The following is a 15,433-nucleotide window of genomic DNA, read 5'->3' as shown; positions in this document are numbered from 1 at the left end:
TATTTCACGGTGGCGGCCGCGAAGGGTATAAAGGTAAATCCATTGAGTACCTCCATCTTTACGCTTATGAAGGATCAAACCGGTACCATCACAACACTTGGCCAGCTTGTGGGTATTGTGCGACAGCTCTTAGCATTTAAGACAGTTCATAAGAGCTATTTTTATTCCTTTCTTATTATGGTTTTTACCCACATGCCAGCTCCGCTTGTGATGTACAAGCAAGTAATTTTGATTGATTCAACATAAACAGGTTTGAAATGAGAGAATCTTACGATCTTAAGGTTTTTTTATTCAATATATAAAACGATAAATTATCATTATAAATCAATATGTTGTTTTATAATCGTGGAAATTCTTATTTTTATTTATCTCCTGAAATTAAAGGTACTTTTTATTTTTTACTTCAATAGAGCTTTGACAGGTAGTTTTGAAACTCACAAAATAGTTTTAGTATATTATCAATTTGTGTCGTAAAGATAATAATGATTACAGCCTAAATTTATAATGGAGACATAAAGTATTATGACAAAAGAAGCCGTGCTGGACTGGAAGGGATTTTCAGGTCTTCCTGATTTTTTTTCTATAAATGATGAAGATTTTAAACCCGCTTTTGAACAAGCACTTCAAGAAGCCGAAGAAGAACTAGAAGCGATTGCGATGGTGCAAGAACCACCAACACTTGAGAACTTTTTGCAACCTTTTGAGCTTTGTGGCAAAGCGCTTGATCGTATCTGTTCAATATTTTTCTTGCGTACCAGTGCTCATACGAATGCGTTGATTCAACAGCTTGAACAAGAGTTCGTTGTAAAACTTTCTCGTTATTCTTCAAAAATGATGATGGATGCACGGATATTTGCGAAAATAGATGTGCTTTATAAACAGTCGCAACAGGGGACATTTGAGAGTGAAACAACACGTGTTCTTGAATTATGGTGGAAAAAGTTTGTTTGTCATGGTGCAAAATTAGATGAAAAAGCGAAGAAACGGCTTGTAGAAATTAATGAAAGACTCGCTTTTTTAAATGCTACTTTTGGGCAAAATGTCTTAAACGATGAAGCTGAATGGATTCTATTTTTAAAACAAACAGACTTATCTGGTTTACCGGAAGATCTCATTGCTTCAATGAAAGAAACTGCGTACGAAAGAGGCAGTGAAGAAGCCTATGCATTAACACTAGCACGCTCAATTGTTGAACCTTTTTTAAAATTCTCTGATCGTCGTGATTTGCGTAAGGTTGCATTCCAAGCTTGGGCTAAACGTGGTGAAAATAATAACAAGAATGACAATCGAACCATTATTTTAGAGATTGTGGCGCTTCGAGATGAGAAAGCTAAATTATTGGGATATAAATCTTTTGCGGATTTAAAACTCGATAATACCATGGCTAAAAGTGTTGATTCTGTTATGAATTTGCTTATGCCTGTATGGGAGCGAGCAAAAGCGAAGGCCTCTACTGAGCAAATTGAATTACAAAATTTTGCCAATAATCAGGGAAGCAATGAATTTTTAACAGCTTCGGATTGGCGTTATTATGCTGAAAAACTTCGCACTGAAAAATTTTCTTTCGATGGCGCTGAAATTAAATATTATTTTCAACTTGATCATATGATTAAAGCCGCTTTTGGAGTAGCAGAAAAACTCTTTGGCATTACATTTGAAGAAAAAAATGCTGTTGCACTTTGGCATCCTGATGCACGTTTATGGGAAGTAAAGAAATCTGATGGAAGCTTACTTGGGCTTTTCATTGGTGATTATTTTGCACGTTCTTCAAAACGGTCTGGTGCGTGGATGAGTAGTTTGCAATCACAACATAAATTGGAAGGCGGACAAAAGCCCATTATCTACAATGTTTGTAATTTTGCTAAACCATCCAAAGGGGAGGTTGCTCTTTTATCTCTTGATGATGCACGTACGCTTTTCCACGAATTTGGGCATGCATTGCATGGTTTGCTTTCTGATGTTGTATGGCCATCTGTATCGGGAACATCGGTTTCTCGTGATTTTGTTGAGCTGCCTTCTCAACTTTATGAACATTGGTTAACTGTACCAGAAATATTAAAATCTTATGCTATACATGCAAAAACAGGGCTTCCTATGCCACAAGAGTTGATAGATAAAGTTTTAGCAGCACAGACATTTAATGCTGGATTTTCTGCGGTTGAATTTATCTCATCAGCTCTCGTGGATATGGCTTTTCACCGAGGAGAAACAGTAACTGATCCAACAGTATTTGAACGCCAAGAATTAGACAAGCTGCAAATGCTTGATACAATTATTATGCGCCATCGTCCTCCACATTTTACGCATATATTTTCAGGGGATGGTTACGCCGCTGGTTACTATTCTTATATGTGGTCGGAAGTGCTTGATGCTGATGCTTTTCAGGCTTTTGAAGAAACGGGAGATGTTTTTAATTCAGAGCTTGCTAATAAGTTGAAACGTTTTATTTACTCTGCTGGGGGAAGTCGTGATCCAGAGGAGCTTTATAAAGCTTTTCGGGGACGGATGCCTTTACCAGAGGCAATGATTAACAAACGTGGATTGTAAGATATAACGGCATGGTGCTAACCATGCCGTTTTCATATTCTTCGGAAGGATGTAGTTGCAATTTATGCAAATTTTCTCTTCATTATAGCTATGTAAACAGTGTTTTTATCTTATTCGCTTTTCGTTTATGGGAAAAATTAGATTTTGTATTTTAAATAGACATTATGGGAAAGAAAAATTATCAGCTCGATCTTTTTGATGTCCATTGAGCGGAAACCATGATTTTTCTATAAAACTTGATTTTTTTCTGCCTATGAGATGGGTGTTTTGTTGTACCATATCATTAAGGCTCATTGGAGGTTGGCGCATAATATTACTTGGCTCTTGATTGTCTGATTCTTGTATAAGTTTTTGAATAGCTTTATCGGTTGAGTATGGATTTTCATGAGAAAAGGCATGAAAATTTAAAATATTTTTCAATGGCTTTTCTAAATAAGAAGTAAGTTTTTTCTTTCCTTCAGAGGTGAAATGTATGCCATTATTGGTGCGCAATTTGGTCATTTTTCCATTAATATCATAGCCTGAAAAAGAAAAGTTTCCTTCTTCATCATTAAAGCCACTCCAGATATCAAGAAAATATCCTCCTGCTGTTTCTGTTACTTGTTTGTAGAGCGCATTAAAAATTTTCATTTTTTGTGTCAAAAGGTCATTTCCAAAAGAAGGTTGACCTATCCATATCCATGATTTTCCAGAGGCATGAAGATTTTCAGCAATTTCGATAATTCTTTGTTTGTAGATGTGCATCCATTCTGATTGATCTGTGTTAATCGTGCTATGAGAGTCTATGATGGGTTGATTATCATTTGCACCGATCATCATGATAATAACATCGGGGTTATTTTGATCAATGAGTTTAGAAATATTGCTTTGCCAAGAATAATAATCAGTTCGAACTAATCCGGAAGCTGGCATTGTGTTGTTCATGATAACGATATCACTATTATCTATAAAAAACTTCTTAAGTGCATCGGCAACAGCAGAAGCTGTAAAATCTCCTATGACAAGAATGCGCTTTGCGTTTTCATTTTTTAGCTTTTGTATGTTTTTTTGTGTTACGATCTTTTTTTGCGGCTTGTTTATTTTTTGTTCTATAATTTGCGGTGGTTGTTGCGTCTGTTTGTTATGTTGTGACAACCATTTGAAGAAGTTTGTTGCCTGACTAGGGGATGGCTGTATAATCGCCACAATAGAAAGTGAGAGCAGTAGGAACGTTAAGTATATCAGGCGAAAAAGAGACAAAACCTTATTCTCCTTTATTGTTTGCGCAGGAGAAAAAGCACTTGAGATGATGGATATCCATTTGCTTTTAGACCTTGACGCAATTGAAAAGCTTTAATTGCTTCGCGAGAGGCTGTTCCGATTTTTCCATCAATATTCCCTTTATAATAGCCCAGTGTTCTTAAGCGAGATTGCAGTTCTTTACATTCTTGGAAAGTAAGAGATTGAAAAGGTCTTTGCCAATCATGTACCAATCCAGGACGTCCAGCAATGCGATCAGCAAGAAGGGCAACAGCAAGAGCATAACGGTCTGCATTATTATAACGTTTTAGAACAAAGAAATTTTTTGTGACTAAAAATATAGGTCCTTTTTCTCCATCTGGATATTTTAATACTGCTTGTTCAGCTAATGTAGGAAGAGGATGCCCATTAGCGTGTTTTACACCTAATTTTTTCCATTGTTCAAAGGAATACCAGCCTTCAGGAAGTTTTTTCCCCTGCGGCACTTTTACCTCTACTCCCCAAATAAGATTAGGTTGCCAGCCATTTTTGTGGAGAAGATTAGCAGCAGTCGCAAGAGCATCGGGAACAGAGTTCCAAATATCACGCTGTCCATCTTGGTCCATATCAACCGCATAGGCAAGATAACTGCTTGGAATAAATTGTGTATGCCCCAATGCGCCGGCCCAAGATCCAGTGAGTTGAGAGCGTTTAATTTCGCCACTTTGTAGAATTTTCAAAGCGGCAATCAGTTGCATATGTGCATATTTTGCACGTTTTTTATCAGCATAGGCTAGCGTTGCAAGTGAGCGAATGGCATCACGCATTACACTTTTATTGGTTAAAACTTTCCCATAGTTGCTTTCCATTGACCAAATAGCAAGCAGAATATTGCGGTCTACACCAAAACGTTTTTCAATTTGAAGAAGCCATTTATTCCATTTTTGAGTTTGGCGCCGTCCTTCTATAATAGCAATATCATGGACACGATTATCGAAATAGTTCCATGAAGGAGCAATAAATTCCGGTTGGTATGCGGCGCTTTTTAAAACTTCTGGATCAATGGCATTAATGTCTTTAAAAGCCATATGAAACGTAGAGGGAGTAATATTGTGAGCAAGAGCTATTGTTTTAAACTCTTTAATCCAGTGTTTAAATCCGCTATCCGCATGTGAAAATGATGCAAAAAACATTAAAAAAGCAGACAAAAGAACGGCAGAGCCAGTGACAAGGGGACTCCAATTTATTGACTTCTCTGAAAAAGAGAAGATCTTCAATTCTGTTTTTTGCATTTTAAAACCCCCATTAATATTCATTTTGTTAGATGTGCAATAACTTTATTTTGTATTTAGTATTAATCGATAATACGATCAAGAAGAGAAAAAAATTGGAACAAATAATTCATTTTAATCCTTTCAATAAATTCTCATACTTTCTTTTTACATTTTTAATTACCCATTATAATAATAAATAAAACAATAAGATATCTTTTTTATCATTTCGTAAAAACATATGATAAATAAAACAAAAAGGTTATATGAATTCATTAAGGAGGATGAGTGTGCGTAAAATCCGGAAAGCAGTATTTCCTGTAGCAGGTCTTGGTACGCGTTTTCTTCCTGCGACAAAAACGATTCCTAAAGAAATGTTAACAGTTGTTGATAAGCCGGTTATTCAATATGTTGTGGATGAGGCTCGGGAGGCTGGTATTGAGCATTTTATTTTTGTGACTGGACGCAACAAAGCAGTCATTGAGGATTATTTTGATGCGCAAGTTGAATTATACGCGACACTTGCTGAATGTGGAAAAAAAGAAGATCTTGCGCATTTATATCGTTTACAGCCGTTGCCAGGGACAACGTCTTTTACACGGCAACAGCAACCTTTGGGACTAGGGCATGCTCTTTGGTGTGCACGTGAATTAGTTGCAGGGGAACCTTTTGCTTTGTTATTACCGGATATGTTGATACAAGCGAAAAAGGGCTGTCTTTCTGAAATGATGAGCCTTTATGAAAGAACAGGTGGGGGGAATATTATAGCAGTTCAGGAATGCGATCCTAGAGAAACACATAAATATGGTATTGTTGGGAAAGGCAAACAGATTGCAAATGGTTTTGAAATCACAAAAATGGTAGAGAAACCAGCACAAGGAACAGCACCATCAAATTTGTACATCAATGGGCGTTATATTTTGCAGCCAGAAATTTTTAATATTCTTTCCACTCAAGAACGAGGAGCAGGAAATGAAATTCAATTAACAGATGCTATGATACGGCTTTCAAACGAACAGGATTTTTGGGGTTTGCAATTAGAAGGGCGCACTTTTGATTGCGGTTCTAAAGCTGGTTTTATTGAAGCTAATGTTGCATTTTCTTTAGCCCGCGCTGATATGCACAGCCACATTTCTGCCTCATTGAAAAATTTATTGGAAACCGTTAAAATTGAAAAATGATGTAGATTTCTCATTTAATTTTATTGATCGAATTTGATTATGACAATACCGTCTCCTCACATGGCCTTGCAAGGAGCTGTTGCATCGGCGCTTAAAACACTTGCGAGTGAAAAGCAAGGGCTTAAAGCTCTTGAAGCAGCTCTTCTTGGAAGTCTTTCTGCTTCTTTTGAAGCGGCTGTTCAAACTATTAGAAATGCTCGTGGACATGTGGTCATTACGGGTCTTGGGAAAAGTGGTCATATAGGAACAAAAATTGCAGCAACCTTAGCCTCAACTGGAACACCTGCTTTTTTTGTTCATGCTGCAGAAGCCAATCATGGTGATCTTGGTATGATTGGATCTGATGATGTTATTCTTGCTTTATCATGGTCTGGTGAAACTCAAGAGTTAAGTGGTATTATGAGCTATGCTGCACGTTTTCGTATCCCCCTTATTGCAATGACATCAAATGAGCATTCTGTGTTAGGACGACAAGCGGATATTGTTCTGTTATTACCAAAGATAGAAGAGGCTTGCCCCCATGGTTTAGCTCCTACAACTTCAACAATTATGCAATTGGCAATGGGAGATGCATTAGCGGTTTCTCTTTTAGAAATGCGTGGTTTTACTGCAACGGATTTTAAAATATATCATCCTGGTGGTTCTCTTGGTGCAAGCCTCAAATATGTGCGGGATATTATGCATGAGGGTGATAGTATTCCTCTGGTTATGCAGGGAACAGCTATGACTGAAGCGATGAATGTTTTGGTGAAAAAACATTTTGGTTGTGTTGGTGTTGTGAATAAAAAAGGTGAACTAATCGGAATTGTGACCGATGGTGATCTTGCACGTAACATTCATTCTAATTTATCGAAATTTAATGTTGATGAGGTGATGACAAAAACCCCTAAAGTTGTAACGCCAAATACACTTGTTGGTGCCGCAACAGCTTTTATTAATGATCATCATATTGGCGCATTTTTCGTGGTTGAAGATAAGAAGCCGATAGGAATTGTTCATTTTCATGATCTTTTGCGTATTGGTGCTGCTTAGATTAAAGTTCCCTACCAAATAAAATGTTATTTTAGCTTAAAATAGATTGAATGATACAAAGTCACAGTTTTATTGTGGTCACAGTTTTATTGTGAAGCGGTTTTTCTGATGTTTTGTGGAAGAAAATGAGTGTTTTACGCATTTCATAATGTTTAGAAAATTCTACGGATAGAGATTGTATCAGTCTCTTTACGTATTTGAGAGAAGATTTCCTGTCAGGAGGAGAAAGGAACACCTCCTGCTTAATGTATGTATTTTGTCTATCTTATAAGAAAAGCTTTACTTTATATTTTGTCTAAGATTTTCGTTTAAGAAAAAATTGTGCTCCTGTATGTGAGGTGCAGAGAAGTTGTGTGGCGTCATATGACATTGTGCAATTGACTCTAGAGATTGTTCCACGAAGAATAGAGCGTATTTCAATTTCTATATTTTGAGCATTGATATAATTATATGCTCCTTCTGATAGCTTTTCTTCTGTATCTGCTGCATGTGTTTCAAAAACACCATTATGAAAAGAAGAAATAATACCATTCTCGTCAACCCATTTTCCATCAATTCCTGTTGGCATATTTGGGTTATAATACTGCGAAAAGCTACAAGCACTTAATAGGAAAGTGGTGATTGTAAGACATAAAATATGATAGGTATGTTTCATTTATTGCACTCTATTTAGATTATTTTGCTCTCTAGTTTCTATAACATTATTAAATTATCCCATGAGTCAATATGAAAAATTTGATGAAAATCAATGAAAAAGCAAAAAAATAGAAAAAAATGCCTTAATGTTGTATTTAATTAACAGCTTAATGAAGTTCGTAAGTGAAACACAAAAGGTGAAATATTTCTTATGGTTTACAATAATTTTTACATTAAGCTGCTGAGTGATCTCAAAGGAGATTATTGACATTATGGTTGGTCCCATTCTTGTTGCGAGTGAAGATTATGGAAGACGTATAGAGCTTTCTGCTATGCTCCGAGGTTTTGGCTACCGTGTCATTGAAGCAGAAAATGGTCTCCGTACGATTGATCTTTTACACAGGCGTAAAAACATTGTGCTTGCACTCCTTGATGTCGTTATGAGTGATTTGAGTGTGAGCGATTTGATTAAAATGATTAGAGTTGCTGGTGTTTCTATTCCTATTATTGTTATAGCACAGCAAGAAAATCAGGATTTACTCCAGAGAGCTCTAGCAGCTGGAGCGATTGATTATTGGATTCATCCAGTAACATTATTACGAGTAAGAGTTACGTTGGATATTCTTGCTCTTATTTCTGCTTTGAAGCATGAGGTTCGAGATATTCAACGAAAAAAAGAGAATCATTTACGATTTTCTGACCTTTGTATAAAAAGTAGAGCTATGCAGATAGTTTTAGAACAATCGAGAAAAGCAGCGAATTCTTTGCAAAATCTTTTGATAGAGGGTGAAGTTGGAACAGGACGTGAGACATTAGCTCGGATTATTCATCATGAGGGTTTATTCTCAGAGGGCGTTTTTATTCGCTTTCAATGTTCCGCCATTGTTGATCCAGAAGAAGAAAATCAGCAATGGTTTAAAGAATTCCTACCATTGGTTTCTTCGCTTGAAAAAGGGACACTTTGCCTTTGTGATATTGATAGACTTGAGCCCATACAGCAGAAACGGTTTGCGCATTATCTTAAAGAAAGGGAAAAGAATACAAAAGGAGAACTTTTTCCTTTTCGGATCATTGCTATTTCAACATCGCGTTTAAAGGACTTGGTTAAAGAGAACTTTCTTTTGCATAGTTTGTTTGAACAATTTTCTCATTTGTCTATTAGCGTTCCTGCTTTACGAGAATTAAGGGATGATTTTCCAGAGATCACACAACATTTGATTGATCGTATTATCGTAGAAACAGGGCGATCACATGTTCATGGTTTAGCAGGATCGGCTCTTTCCTTGCTTATGCAGTATGATTGGCCTGGTAATAGAAATGAACTTGAAAATTTTTTATTTCGTGCGATTTTACTCAGTGAAGGACCTTTATTAACGGTTCGAGATTTTCCTCAATTAATGGGAAATTCGTTAATGAATGTTCCCAATATCATTGAGGGTAATATGCAAGAAGATGAAGATAATGAACAAGAATCGATCCAATTTTTGAATACTGATGGCCATGTGCGTACTTTTGCAGAAATGGAACATGATATTATCGAGAAAGCGGTTAAACACTATAAAGGACATATGAGCGAGATTGCGCGCCGCCTTCATATTGGTCGCTCTACACTTTATAGAAAAATGGAAGAATTGAGAGCAATAAGAAATCAAGAACGGAAGTGAAATTCATAATAAACATGATTTTCAAAAAAGATGAAGTGGCTTTTGATAAAGTCCGTTTATAAAGTCCATAGAAAGACTTAAGAAAATGATCATTTATTGTAAAGTTTATGTAGTGAGGATGATTTTATAGATTTAAATCAAGTATAAATTTTATTTGACTATTTTATCTTTTGTTTCAATTTATACAATTTTAGTGAAGTTTGCATTTATTACAGCTGAGAGGCATTTTTTAAGCTTTGAGAGATTAAAGCTAAAATTTTTGCATCATGGATATTAAGTTTATACTCTCTTAAGCAAGAAGTGGCATTTTATCTGCTACACGTTTAAGATAAAATGATTAGTGTTAGGATTGTCGTTTGTATCATTGGTGATGCGTTAGCTTGAAAATAGAAAGTTTATCCTCTTTGACTCTTTTACAGATTGTTATTGGTTTTGTTCTCTTTTTTTTTGTTGCGTCTATGTTGGCAATCTATACATATGGGCGTTTTGTGAAAAGTGCTAAGGGACAATGTTCATATGCGTTGCCTATTAAGAAAGATGAAACCAAGCTTGATCGTATTGTCAGTCAATTAGGTGAGGAAGAAAATGGATTGGGGGTTGATAAAGATGCCCTTTCCCTCATCATCAGCAATTTGGATGCGTTTTGTGTTCGTGCAATAGGGGCTGCAGAAGCTGGGCGTAGCCTTGATCTGATGTATTATATTTGGGACGATGATTTAACGGGGCGCCTATTATTAAGTGAAATAGTTGAGGCAGCTGATCGGGGTGTTCGGGTACGGCTTCTTTTGGATGATATTAATGCTCAGGCACGTGATCCAGCTTATATTGCGCTAGATAAACATCCTCATATTGAGGTGAGAATGTTTAATCCAGGGCGATCGCGTAAAGGTGGTTTACGCCGTGGTTTAGAAATTATATTACGGGCAATTACTGTAACACGTAGAATGCATAATAAAGCTTTTATCGTTGATGGTAGGGTTGCTTTTGTCGGAGGGCGTAATCTTGCAGATTCTTATTTTGATGCTGGTAAAGAATCTCATTTTCGAGATTTAGATTTGATGTTAATCGGTCCCTCTGTTAAAAAAGTGGAAAGTATCTTTGATGATTTTTGGAATAGTGCTGTTGTTTTGCCAATTCATACTTTGGTTGTTCCTAAAAGCGCAAGTGATCTTAGCTATTGGAGAGATAAATTACGAAAATTTCGGGATTCTAAGGTTGCAAAGGTTTATTTAGATTATGTCAAAGAACACATTAACTTTAGTTGTTTTATCCAAACAGGAAAGCGGTTATTTTTAGCAGATAAAGTTGTCGTTCTTTCTGATCCTCCAGAAAAAGCATTGCGTAAAAAAGCAAGCAATTGGCTTATGAAGGCACTGTCAAAGGTTATTGGAAATGCCCAAAAAACCGTTCAGATTACGTCACCTTATTTTGTTCCTGGTAAGGTTGGCACGCAGAATTTTAGTAATTTGGTTTCAAAGGGTGTTGATGTCAAAATTCTGACAAATTCTTTAGCTGCTACTGATGTAGCATTAGTGCATGGTGGTTATGTCCCGTATCGTAAGGCACTGTTGAAAAGTGGTGTTAAGCTTTATGAATTAAAAGCGGAAGGCAATTCCCATGGATTACGATTGTTTCGATCCAGTAAGGCAAGTTTACATGCCAAAGCTTTTTTAGTTGATCATAAAACAGCTTTTATTGGATCTTTAAACTTTGATCCTAGATCAGCAGCGTTAAATACAGAAATGGGCATTCTTTTTGAATGTGCGCCTATTACAGCGAGGTTAGATTTGTTGTTTTCTGAAGAAACGACGAGGGAAATGAGTTATCATCTTCGTCTTGGTGATAATAATCGTATTTATTGGGATTTTATTGAAAATGAAAAACAGTATAGCATTGATTATGAACCAGAAAGCAATTTCTGGCGTCGCGCATTTGCAAAAATAATAAGTTGGCTACCTATCGAATCACAATTGTAAATTTTTATAAACTATGAAAAGATATTTATTTTTCTTTTCATTTTGTTTGTAGCATGGCATAATTTTTTGCCAATCTACCATGTACGAGAACCGCAGTTGTATTTTAAAGCTCCTTGCGGTGTTTTATTATAATTTTTATTATAAAAGGAATTTTGCTATGGCAAAGATTGTTGAAACGGGGACAGGTGCATTAGCACTGACTTTTGATGATGTACTTTTACAACCCGGTCATTCTCTTGTTATGCCTAGTCAAGTGGATCTCAGTACGCGCATTGCAGCTGATATTAAGCTCAATTTGCCATTGCTTTCCGCTGCAATGGATACGGTAACAGAATCGCGTTTGGCAATTGCTATGGCGCAAGCTGGTGGTCTTGGGGTTATTCATCGTAATATGTCTCCTGCAGAGCAGGCAGAAGAAGTCCGCCAGGTAAAAAAGTTTGAATCTGGTATGGTTGTTAATCCAGTTACAATTGGACCAGATGCAACACTTGAAGAAGCAAAAGCTTTGATGCGCTCTCATGGTATTTCAGGTATTCCGGTTGTTGAAAATAGCGTTAAAGGTGAGACAGCGGGACGACTTGTTGGCATTTTAACCAATAGAGATGTACGTTTTGCATCAGATCCAAAACAAAAAATTTATGAATTAATGACGCATGAAAATTTGATTACAGTGCGTGAAAATGTCCAACTCAATGAAGCAAAATATCTTTTACATCATCACCGTATTGAAAAATTATTAGTTGTGGATGAACAGAATCGTTGTGTCGGACTGATAACAGTTAAGGATATTGAAAAAGCAAAATTAAATCCAAATGCTGCTAAAGATTCTCAAGGGCGCTTGCGTGCTGCAGCGGCCAGTAGTGTTGGGAATAATGGGATTGAGCGTGCTGAACGTCTCATTGACGCAGGTGTTGATGTTTTGGTCATTGATACAGCGCATGGACATTCTCAACGTGTACTAGAAACTGTTGAACGAATTAAAAAGATGGCTTCCTCACCAGCTGTTATTGCTGGGAATGTCGCGACTGCTCAAGCAACGCAGGCATTGATCGACAGTGGTGCAGATGCGGTAAAAGTTGGTATTGGTCCTGGCTCTATTTGCACAACGCGTATTGTTGCTGGTGTTGGTGTACCTCAACTTGCAGCCATTATGAATGCTGCAGAAGTTGCTGAAAAAGCAGGCATTCCCATAATTGCAGATGGTGGGATCAAAGCATCGGGTGATTTTGCTAAAGCTTTAGCGGGTGGAGCTTGTGCAGCGATGATTGGTTCTCTTTTAGCGGGTACAGAAGAAAGTCCTGGAGAAGTTTATCTTTATCAAGGTCGATCTTTTAAAGCCTATCGCGGTATGGGATCTGTTGGTGCTATGGCACGAGGATCGGCAGATCGCTATTTTCAAGATGACGTTCATGATGAACTTAAGTTGGTTCCTGAAGGTGTGGAGGGGCAAGTGGCCTATAAAGGTCCTATAGCATCAGTTCTACACCAGCTTGCTGGTGGACTGCGCGCTTCGATGGGTTATGTTGGTGCAAAAGATCTCGTAGAGTTTCGTGAAAAAGCAACGTTTGTTCGTATTACAAATGCGGGACTCCATGAAAGTCATACGCATGATGTTTCTATCACTCGGGAGAGTCCAAACTATCGTGGGCCTGTTTGAAGAAATAAGAGTCTAGCATCATATCGCATAAATATAAAATCTTCCGAGAACAAACAAAGAGAGGCTGTTCTTCTTTCTGTTTGTGATTTGGAATAAAGTCCCAAAAGGAAAGAATTAGAGGCTAAAACTCTAATTCTTTCTTCTAGACTATGTGAAATAAGTTATATAAAATTAGAATTAACTTTTTGTTGTCTTCCGCCCTGTCTTTGATGCACGTTGGCGAGTGTTTGTCTGATCACTTTGAACGGATTTCTTTCCATTGTTTGAGGGCATTGTGTTCTGACGACTTTTAGATGAAGTTGTTTTTCCATTATTATAAGTCATTATTTTCTCCTTTTAAATTTCCTGGCAGTTGCCAGTAGAGTAAAAACGGTCATGCCAAATAGTGGTTCCAAGCATTTTCTAAAAAGTTAATTTTTTGATGGGAGTCAGATGAACTTGTTTAATTTTATGAGAATATTTTTTCTATTTTTTCAGAAGGATAGCCATCAAAAGATGGGAGATATTTGATTTTTCTGTTATTCAGATAATCTTCGTAAATTTTATTTTACGCAATGATAGAGAGGTTGTTTTTTTCATAATGCATGGCGGAAATAAGTTCTTTATGGATGGCTACGTATCTTTTAGTATAAGAGGTAGAAGGAGATAATAAAGCGAATGGGTAGAAGATGAAAGAAAAAATATAGATACTCTAAATTGGGTCTTATAAAAAGTTTGATCAGATCATTTTAATATTGAATGTAGATTTTTATGGCTTTGAGAAGGTTTCATTGGCAAGAAGAAGATAATATTATTTTTTTAGATGATTTAAAATTTTATTATTTTAATGGGAGAAATGAATGCGATTAGGTGGGCGTTTGCAAGCAGCAATAGATGTTCTCACAGAGATAGAAATGAAGCATCGCCCAGTAGGAGAAGCTTTAAAGGATTGGGGTCTTTCTCATCGCTTTGCTGGAGCAGGTGATCGCGCAGCTATTGGTACAATCGTTTATGATGTTTTAAGACGGCGCTATTCTTTACAATGGCGTATGGAGAGTGATGATATTCGGGCTATTGTTTTTGCTACCTTATTAGATACTGGAAAAATGACGTTGGAGCAAATTGATAGTACGTTAGAAGGAGATCGGTTTGCACCGCAGTTATTAGAGGATAAACAGCGCGAATCTTGGCAAAGGAGGCAATTAGTGGATGCGCCAGACTATATTCGTGGTAATATTCCCCGATGGTGTCAGGCACATCTGCGTCCTTTATTTGGCGATAATTGGGTTACTGAAGCGGCTGCGTTAGCAACGCGTCCTTCTTTAGATTTACGGGTAAACAGCCTTAAGGCAACACCAGAGAAGGTGCTGAAAGAATTAGCAAAAAGAACTAAATCTCAAGCTCTATCATGGTTTCAGCAAGCTTTAAGAATAGCACCGATTGAAAAGTTCAACCGTCATCCCAATGTTCAAGTTGAACCAGCTTTTCAAAAAGGATACTTTGAAATACAGGATTTAGGATCTCAAATTGTTGCTCATCTTGTAGAAGCGCAAGAAAGCATGCAAGTATTAGATTATTGTGCAGGTGCTGGTGGCAAGACATTAGCTTTAGCTTCTGATATGAACAATCGTGGGCAAATTTATGCTTATGATTCTGATAAAGCACGCCTAGCTCCAATTTTTGATCGTCTTCGACGCGCTGGTGTTCGTAATGTCCAAGTACGAGTGCAGAAAGAAGAATTGAGGTCATTAACAGGTCAGATGGATAGAGTTCTAATAGATGCACCCTGTAGTGGGACAGGAACATGGCGTCGTCGTCCTGATGCGAAATGGCGTTTAACATTAGAACAGGTGAGACAGCGCCAAACAGAACAGAGGACTATTTTGAATGAATCTATAGTTTATCTTAAGCCAAATGGGCGCTTAGTCTATATTACCTGTTCTCTTTTTACAGATGAAAATGAGGAACAAATTTCCCATTTCCTTCAACAACATTCTCATTTTTATCCCATAGATATGCAGGCACTTTGGCAGCAACATTTTAGTTTTTCTCCTGTGCAACCGGTTTTTTCAAATTATGGACTTACTTTATCGCCTGCAACAACACAAACAGATGGTTTCTTTTTATCAGTGTTGCAAAAAAAACATTAATCCATATTTTTGCATTTTTTATCATAAATTTTATGAGAATAATCTTTTTCTTAAGAAAACAGGCTTGTGAAAAGAGAAAGATTGAATCATAAATCTCATTCGTTTTCTTTTACAATTGTTGA

Annotated in this window: 11 protein-coding genes; 7 read left to right on the top strand and 4 right to left on the bottom strand. The window is 36.9% G+C overall.

Annotated elements, in window-relative coordinates; all coding sequences use genetic code 11:
- Positions 1-522: 522 nt before the first annotated feature.
- The gene (locus tag ACFINC_RS05700) at positions 523-2,547 is read left to right on the top strand and encodes a M3 family metallopeptidase (protein WP_375616472.1); all 2,025 of its coding nucleotides are present in this window, start codon (positions 523-525) and stop codon (positions 2,545-2,547) included.
- Positions 2,548-2,709: 162 nt separating this feature from the next.
- On the opposite strand, the gene ACFINC_RS05695 is transcribed toward ACFINC_RS05700, so the two are convergent.
- Positions 2,710-3,786, bottom strand: a complete 1,077-nt coding sequence (locus tag ACFINC_RS05695; RefSeq protein WP_375616471.1) for an SGNH family hydrolase — start codon at positions 3,784-3,786, stop codon at positions 2,710-2,712.
- Between the two features lie 14 nt (positions 3,787-3,800).
- Entirely contained in the window at positions 3,801-5,057 is a 1,257-nt protein-coding gene (locus ACFINC_RS05690) for a lytic murein transglycosylase (RefSeq protein ID WP_375616470.1), read from the bottom strand.
- 269 nt (positions 5,058-5,326) lie between these two features.
- On the opposite strand from ACFINC_RS05690, the gene ACFINC_RS05685 reads away from it, so the two are divergent.
- Together ACFINC_RS05685 and ACFINC_RS05680 are read left to right on the top strand one after the other, a co-directional pair.
- Positions 5,327-6,217: a UTP--glucose-1-phosphate uridylyltransferase gene (locus ACFINC_RS05685; protein ID WP_375616469.1), complete on the top strand. Its 891-nt coding sequence runs from the start codon at positions 5,327-5,329 to the stop codon at positions 6,215-6,217.
- Between the two features lie 39 nt (positions 6,218-6,256).
- Positions 6,257-7,249 carry an SIS domain-containing protein gene (locus ACFINC_RS05680; RefSeq protein ID WP_375616468.1) on the top strand — a complete coding sequence of 331 codons (993 nt, stop codon included), beginning with the start codon at positions 6,257-6,259 and terminating at the stop codon, positions 7,247-7,249.
- Positions 7,250-7,544: 295 nt separating this feature from the next.
- Here ACFINC_RS05680 and ACFINC_RS05675 read toward each other — a convergent pair whose 3' ends face one another.
- Positions 7,545-7,904, bottom strand: coding sequence for a hypothetical protein (locus ACFINC_RS05675; RefSeq protein ID WP_375616467.1), 360 nt, complete (start codon positions 7,902-7,904; stop codon positions 7,545-7,547).
- A gap of 253 nt (positions 7,905-8,157) precedes the next feature.
- On the opposite strand from ACFINC_RS05675, the gene ACFINC_RS05670 reads away from it, so the two are divergent.
- The 3 genes from ACFINC_RS05670 to guaB all read left to right on the top strand — a co-directional run bounded on the left by ACFINC_RS05670 (position 8,158) and on the right by guaB (position 13,182).
- On the top strand, positions 8,158-9,549 hold the full coding sequence (locus tag ACFINC_RS05670) for a sigma-54-dependent transcriptional regulator (RefSeq protein WP_375616466.1): 1,392 nt from the start codon (positions 8,158-8,160) through the stop codon (positions 9,547-9,549).
- Positions 9,550-9,953: 404 nt separating this feature from the next.
- Positions 9,954-11,525 (top strand): phospholipase D family protein, encoded by a 1,572-nt coding sequence (locus ACFINC_RS05665; protein WP_375616493.1) that lies wholly within the window; start codon positions 9,954-9,956, stop codon positions 11,523-11,525.
- A 157-nt stretch (positions 11,526-11,682) separates the two neighbouring features.
- Positions 11,683-13,182 carry an IMP dehydrogenase gene (gene guaB / locus ACFINC_RS05660; RefSeq protein WP_375616465.1) on the top strand — a complete coding sequence of 500 codons (1,500 nt, stop codon included), beginning with the start codon at positions 11,683-11,685 and terminating at the stop codon, positions 13,180-13,182.
- Between the two features lie 177 nt (positions 13,183-13,359).
- Here guaB and ACFINC_RS05655 read toward each other — a convergent pair whose 3' ends face one another.
- The gene (locus ACFINC_RS05655) at positions 13,360-13,506 is read right to left on the bottom strand and encodes a hypothetical protein (protein ID WP_375608015.1); all 147 of its coding nucleotides are present in this window, start codon (positions 13,504-13,506) and stop codon (positions 13,360-13,362) included.
- A gap of 515 nt (positions 13,507-14,021) precedes the next feature.
- On the opposite strand from ACFINC_RS05655, the gene ACFINC_RS05650 reads away from it, so the two are divergent.
- A complete protein-coding gene (locus tag ACFINC_RS05650) occupies positions 14,022-15,311 on the top strand; it encodes an RsmB/NOP family class I SAM-dependent RNA methyltransferase (protein WP_375616464.1) in 1,290 nt (429 codons plus the stop codon).
- Positions 15,312-15,433: the final 122 nt, after the last annotated feature.

This window comes from Bartonella sp. AP58NXGY, from assembly GCF_042195785.1.
Taxonomy (GTDB): Bacteria; Pseudomonadota; Alphaproteobacteria; order Rhizobiales; family Rhizobiaceae; genus Bartonella.
Note: the sequence above shows the minus strand (reverse complement) of the source record. Positions and strands in the feature narration are given on the sequence as shown.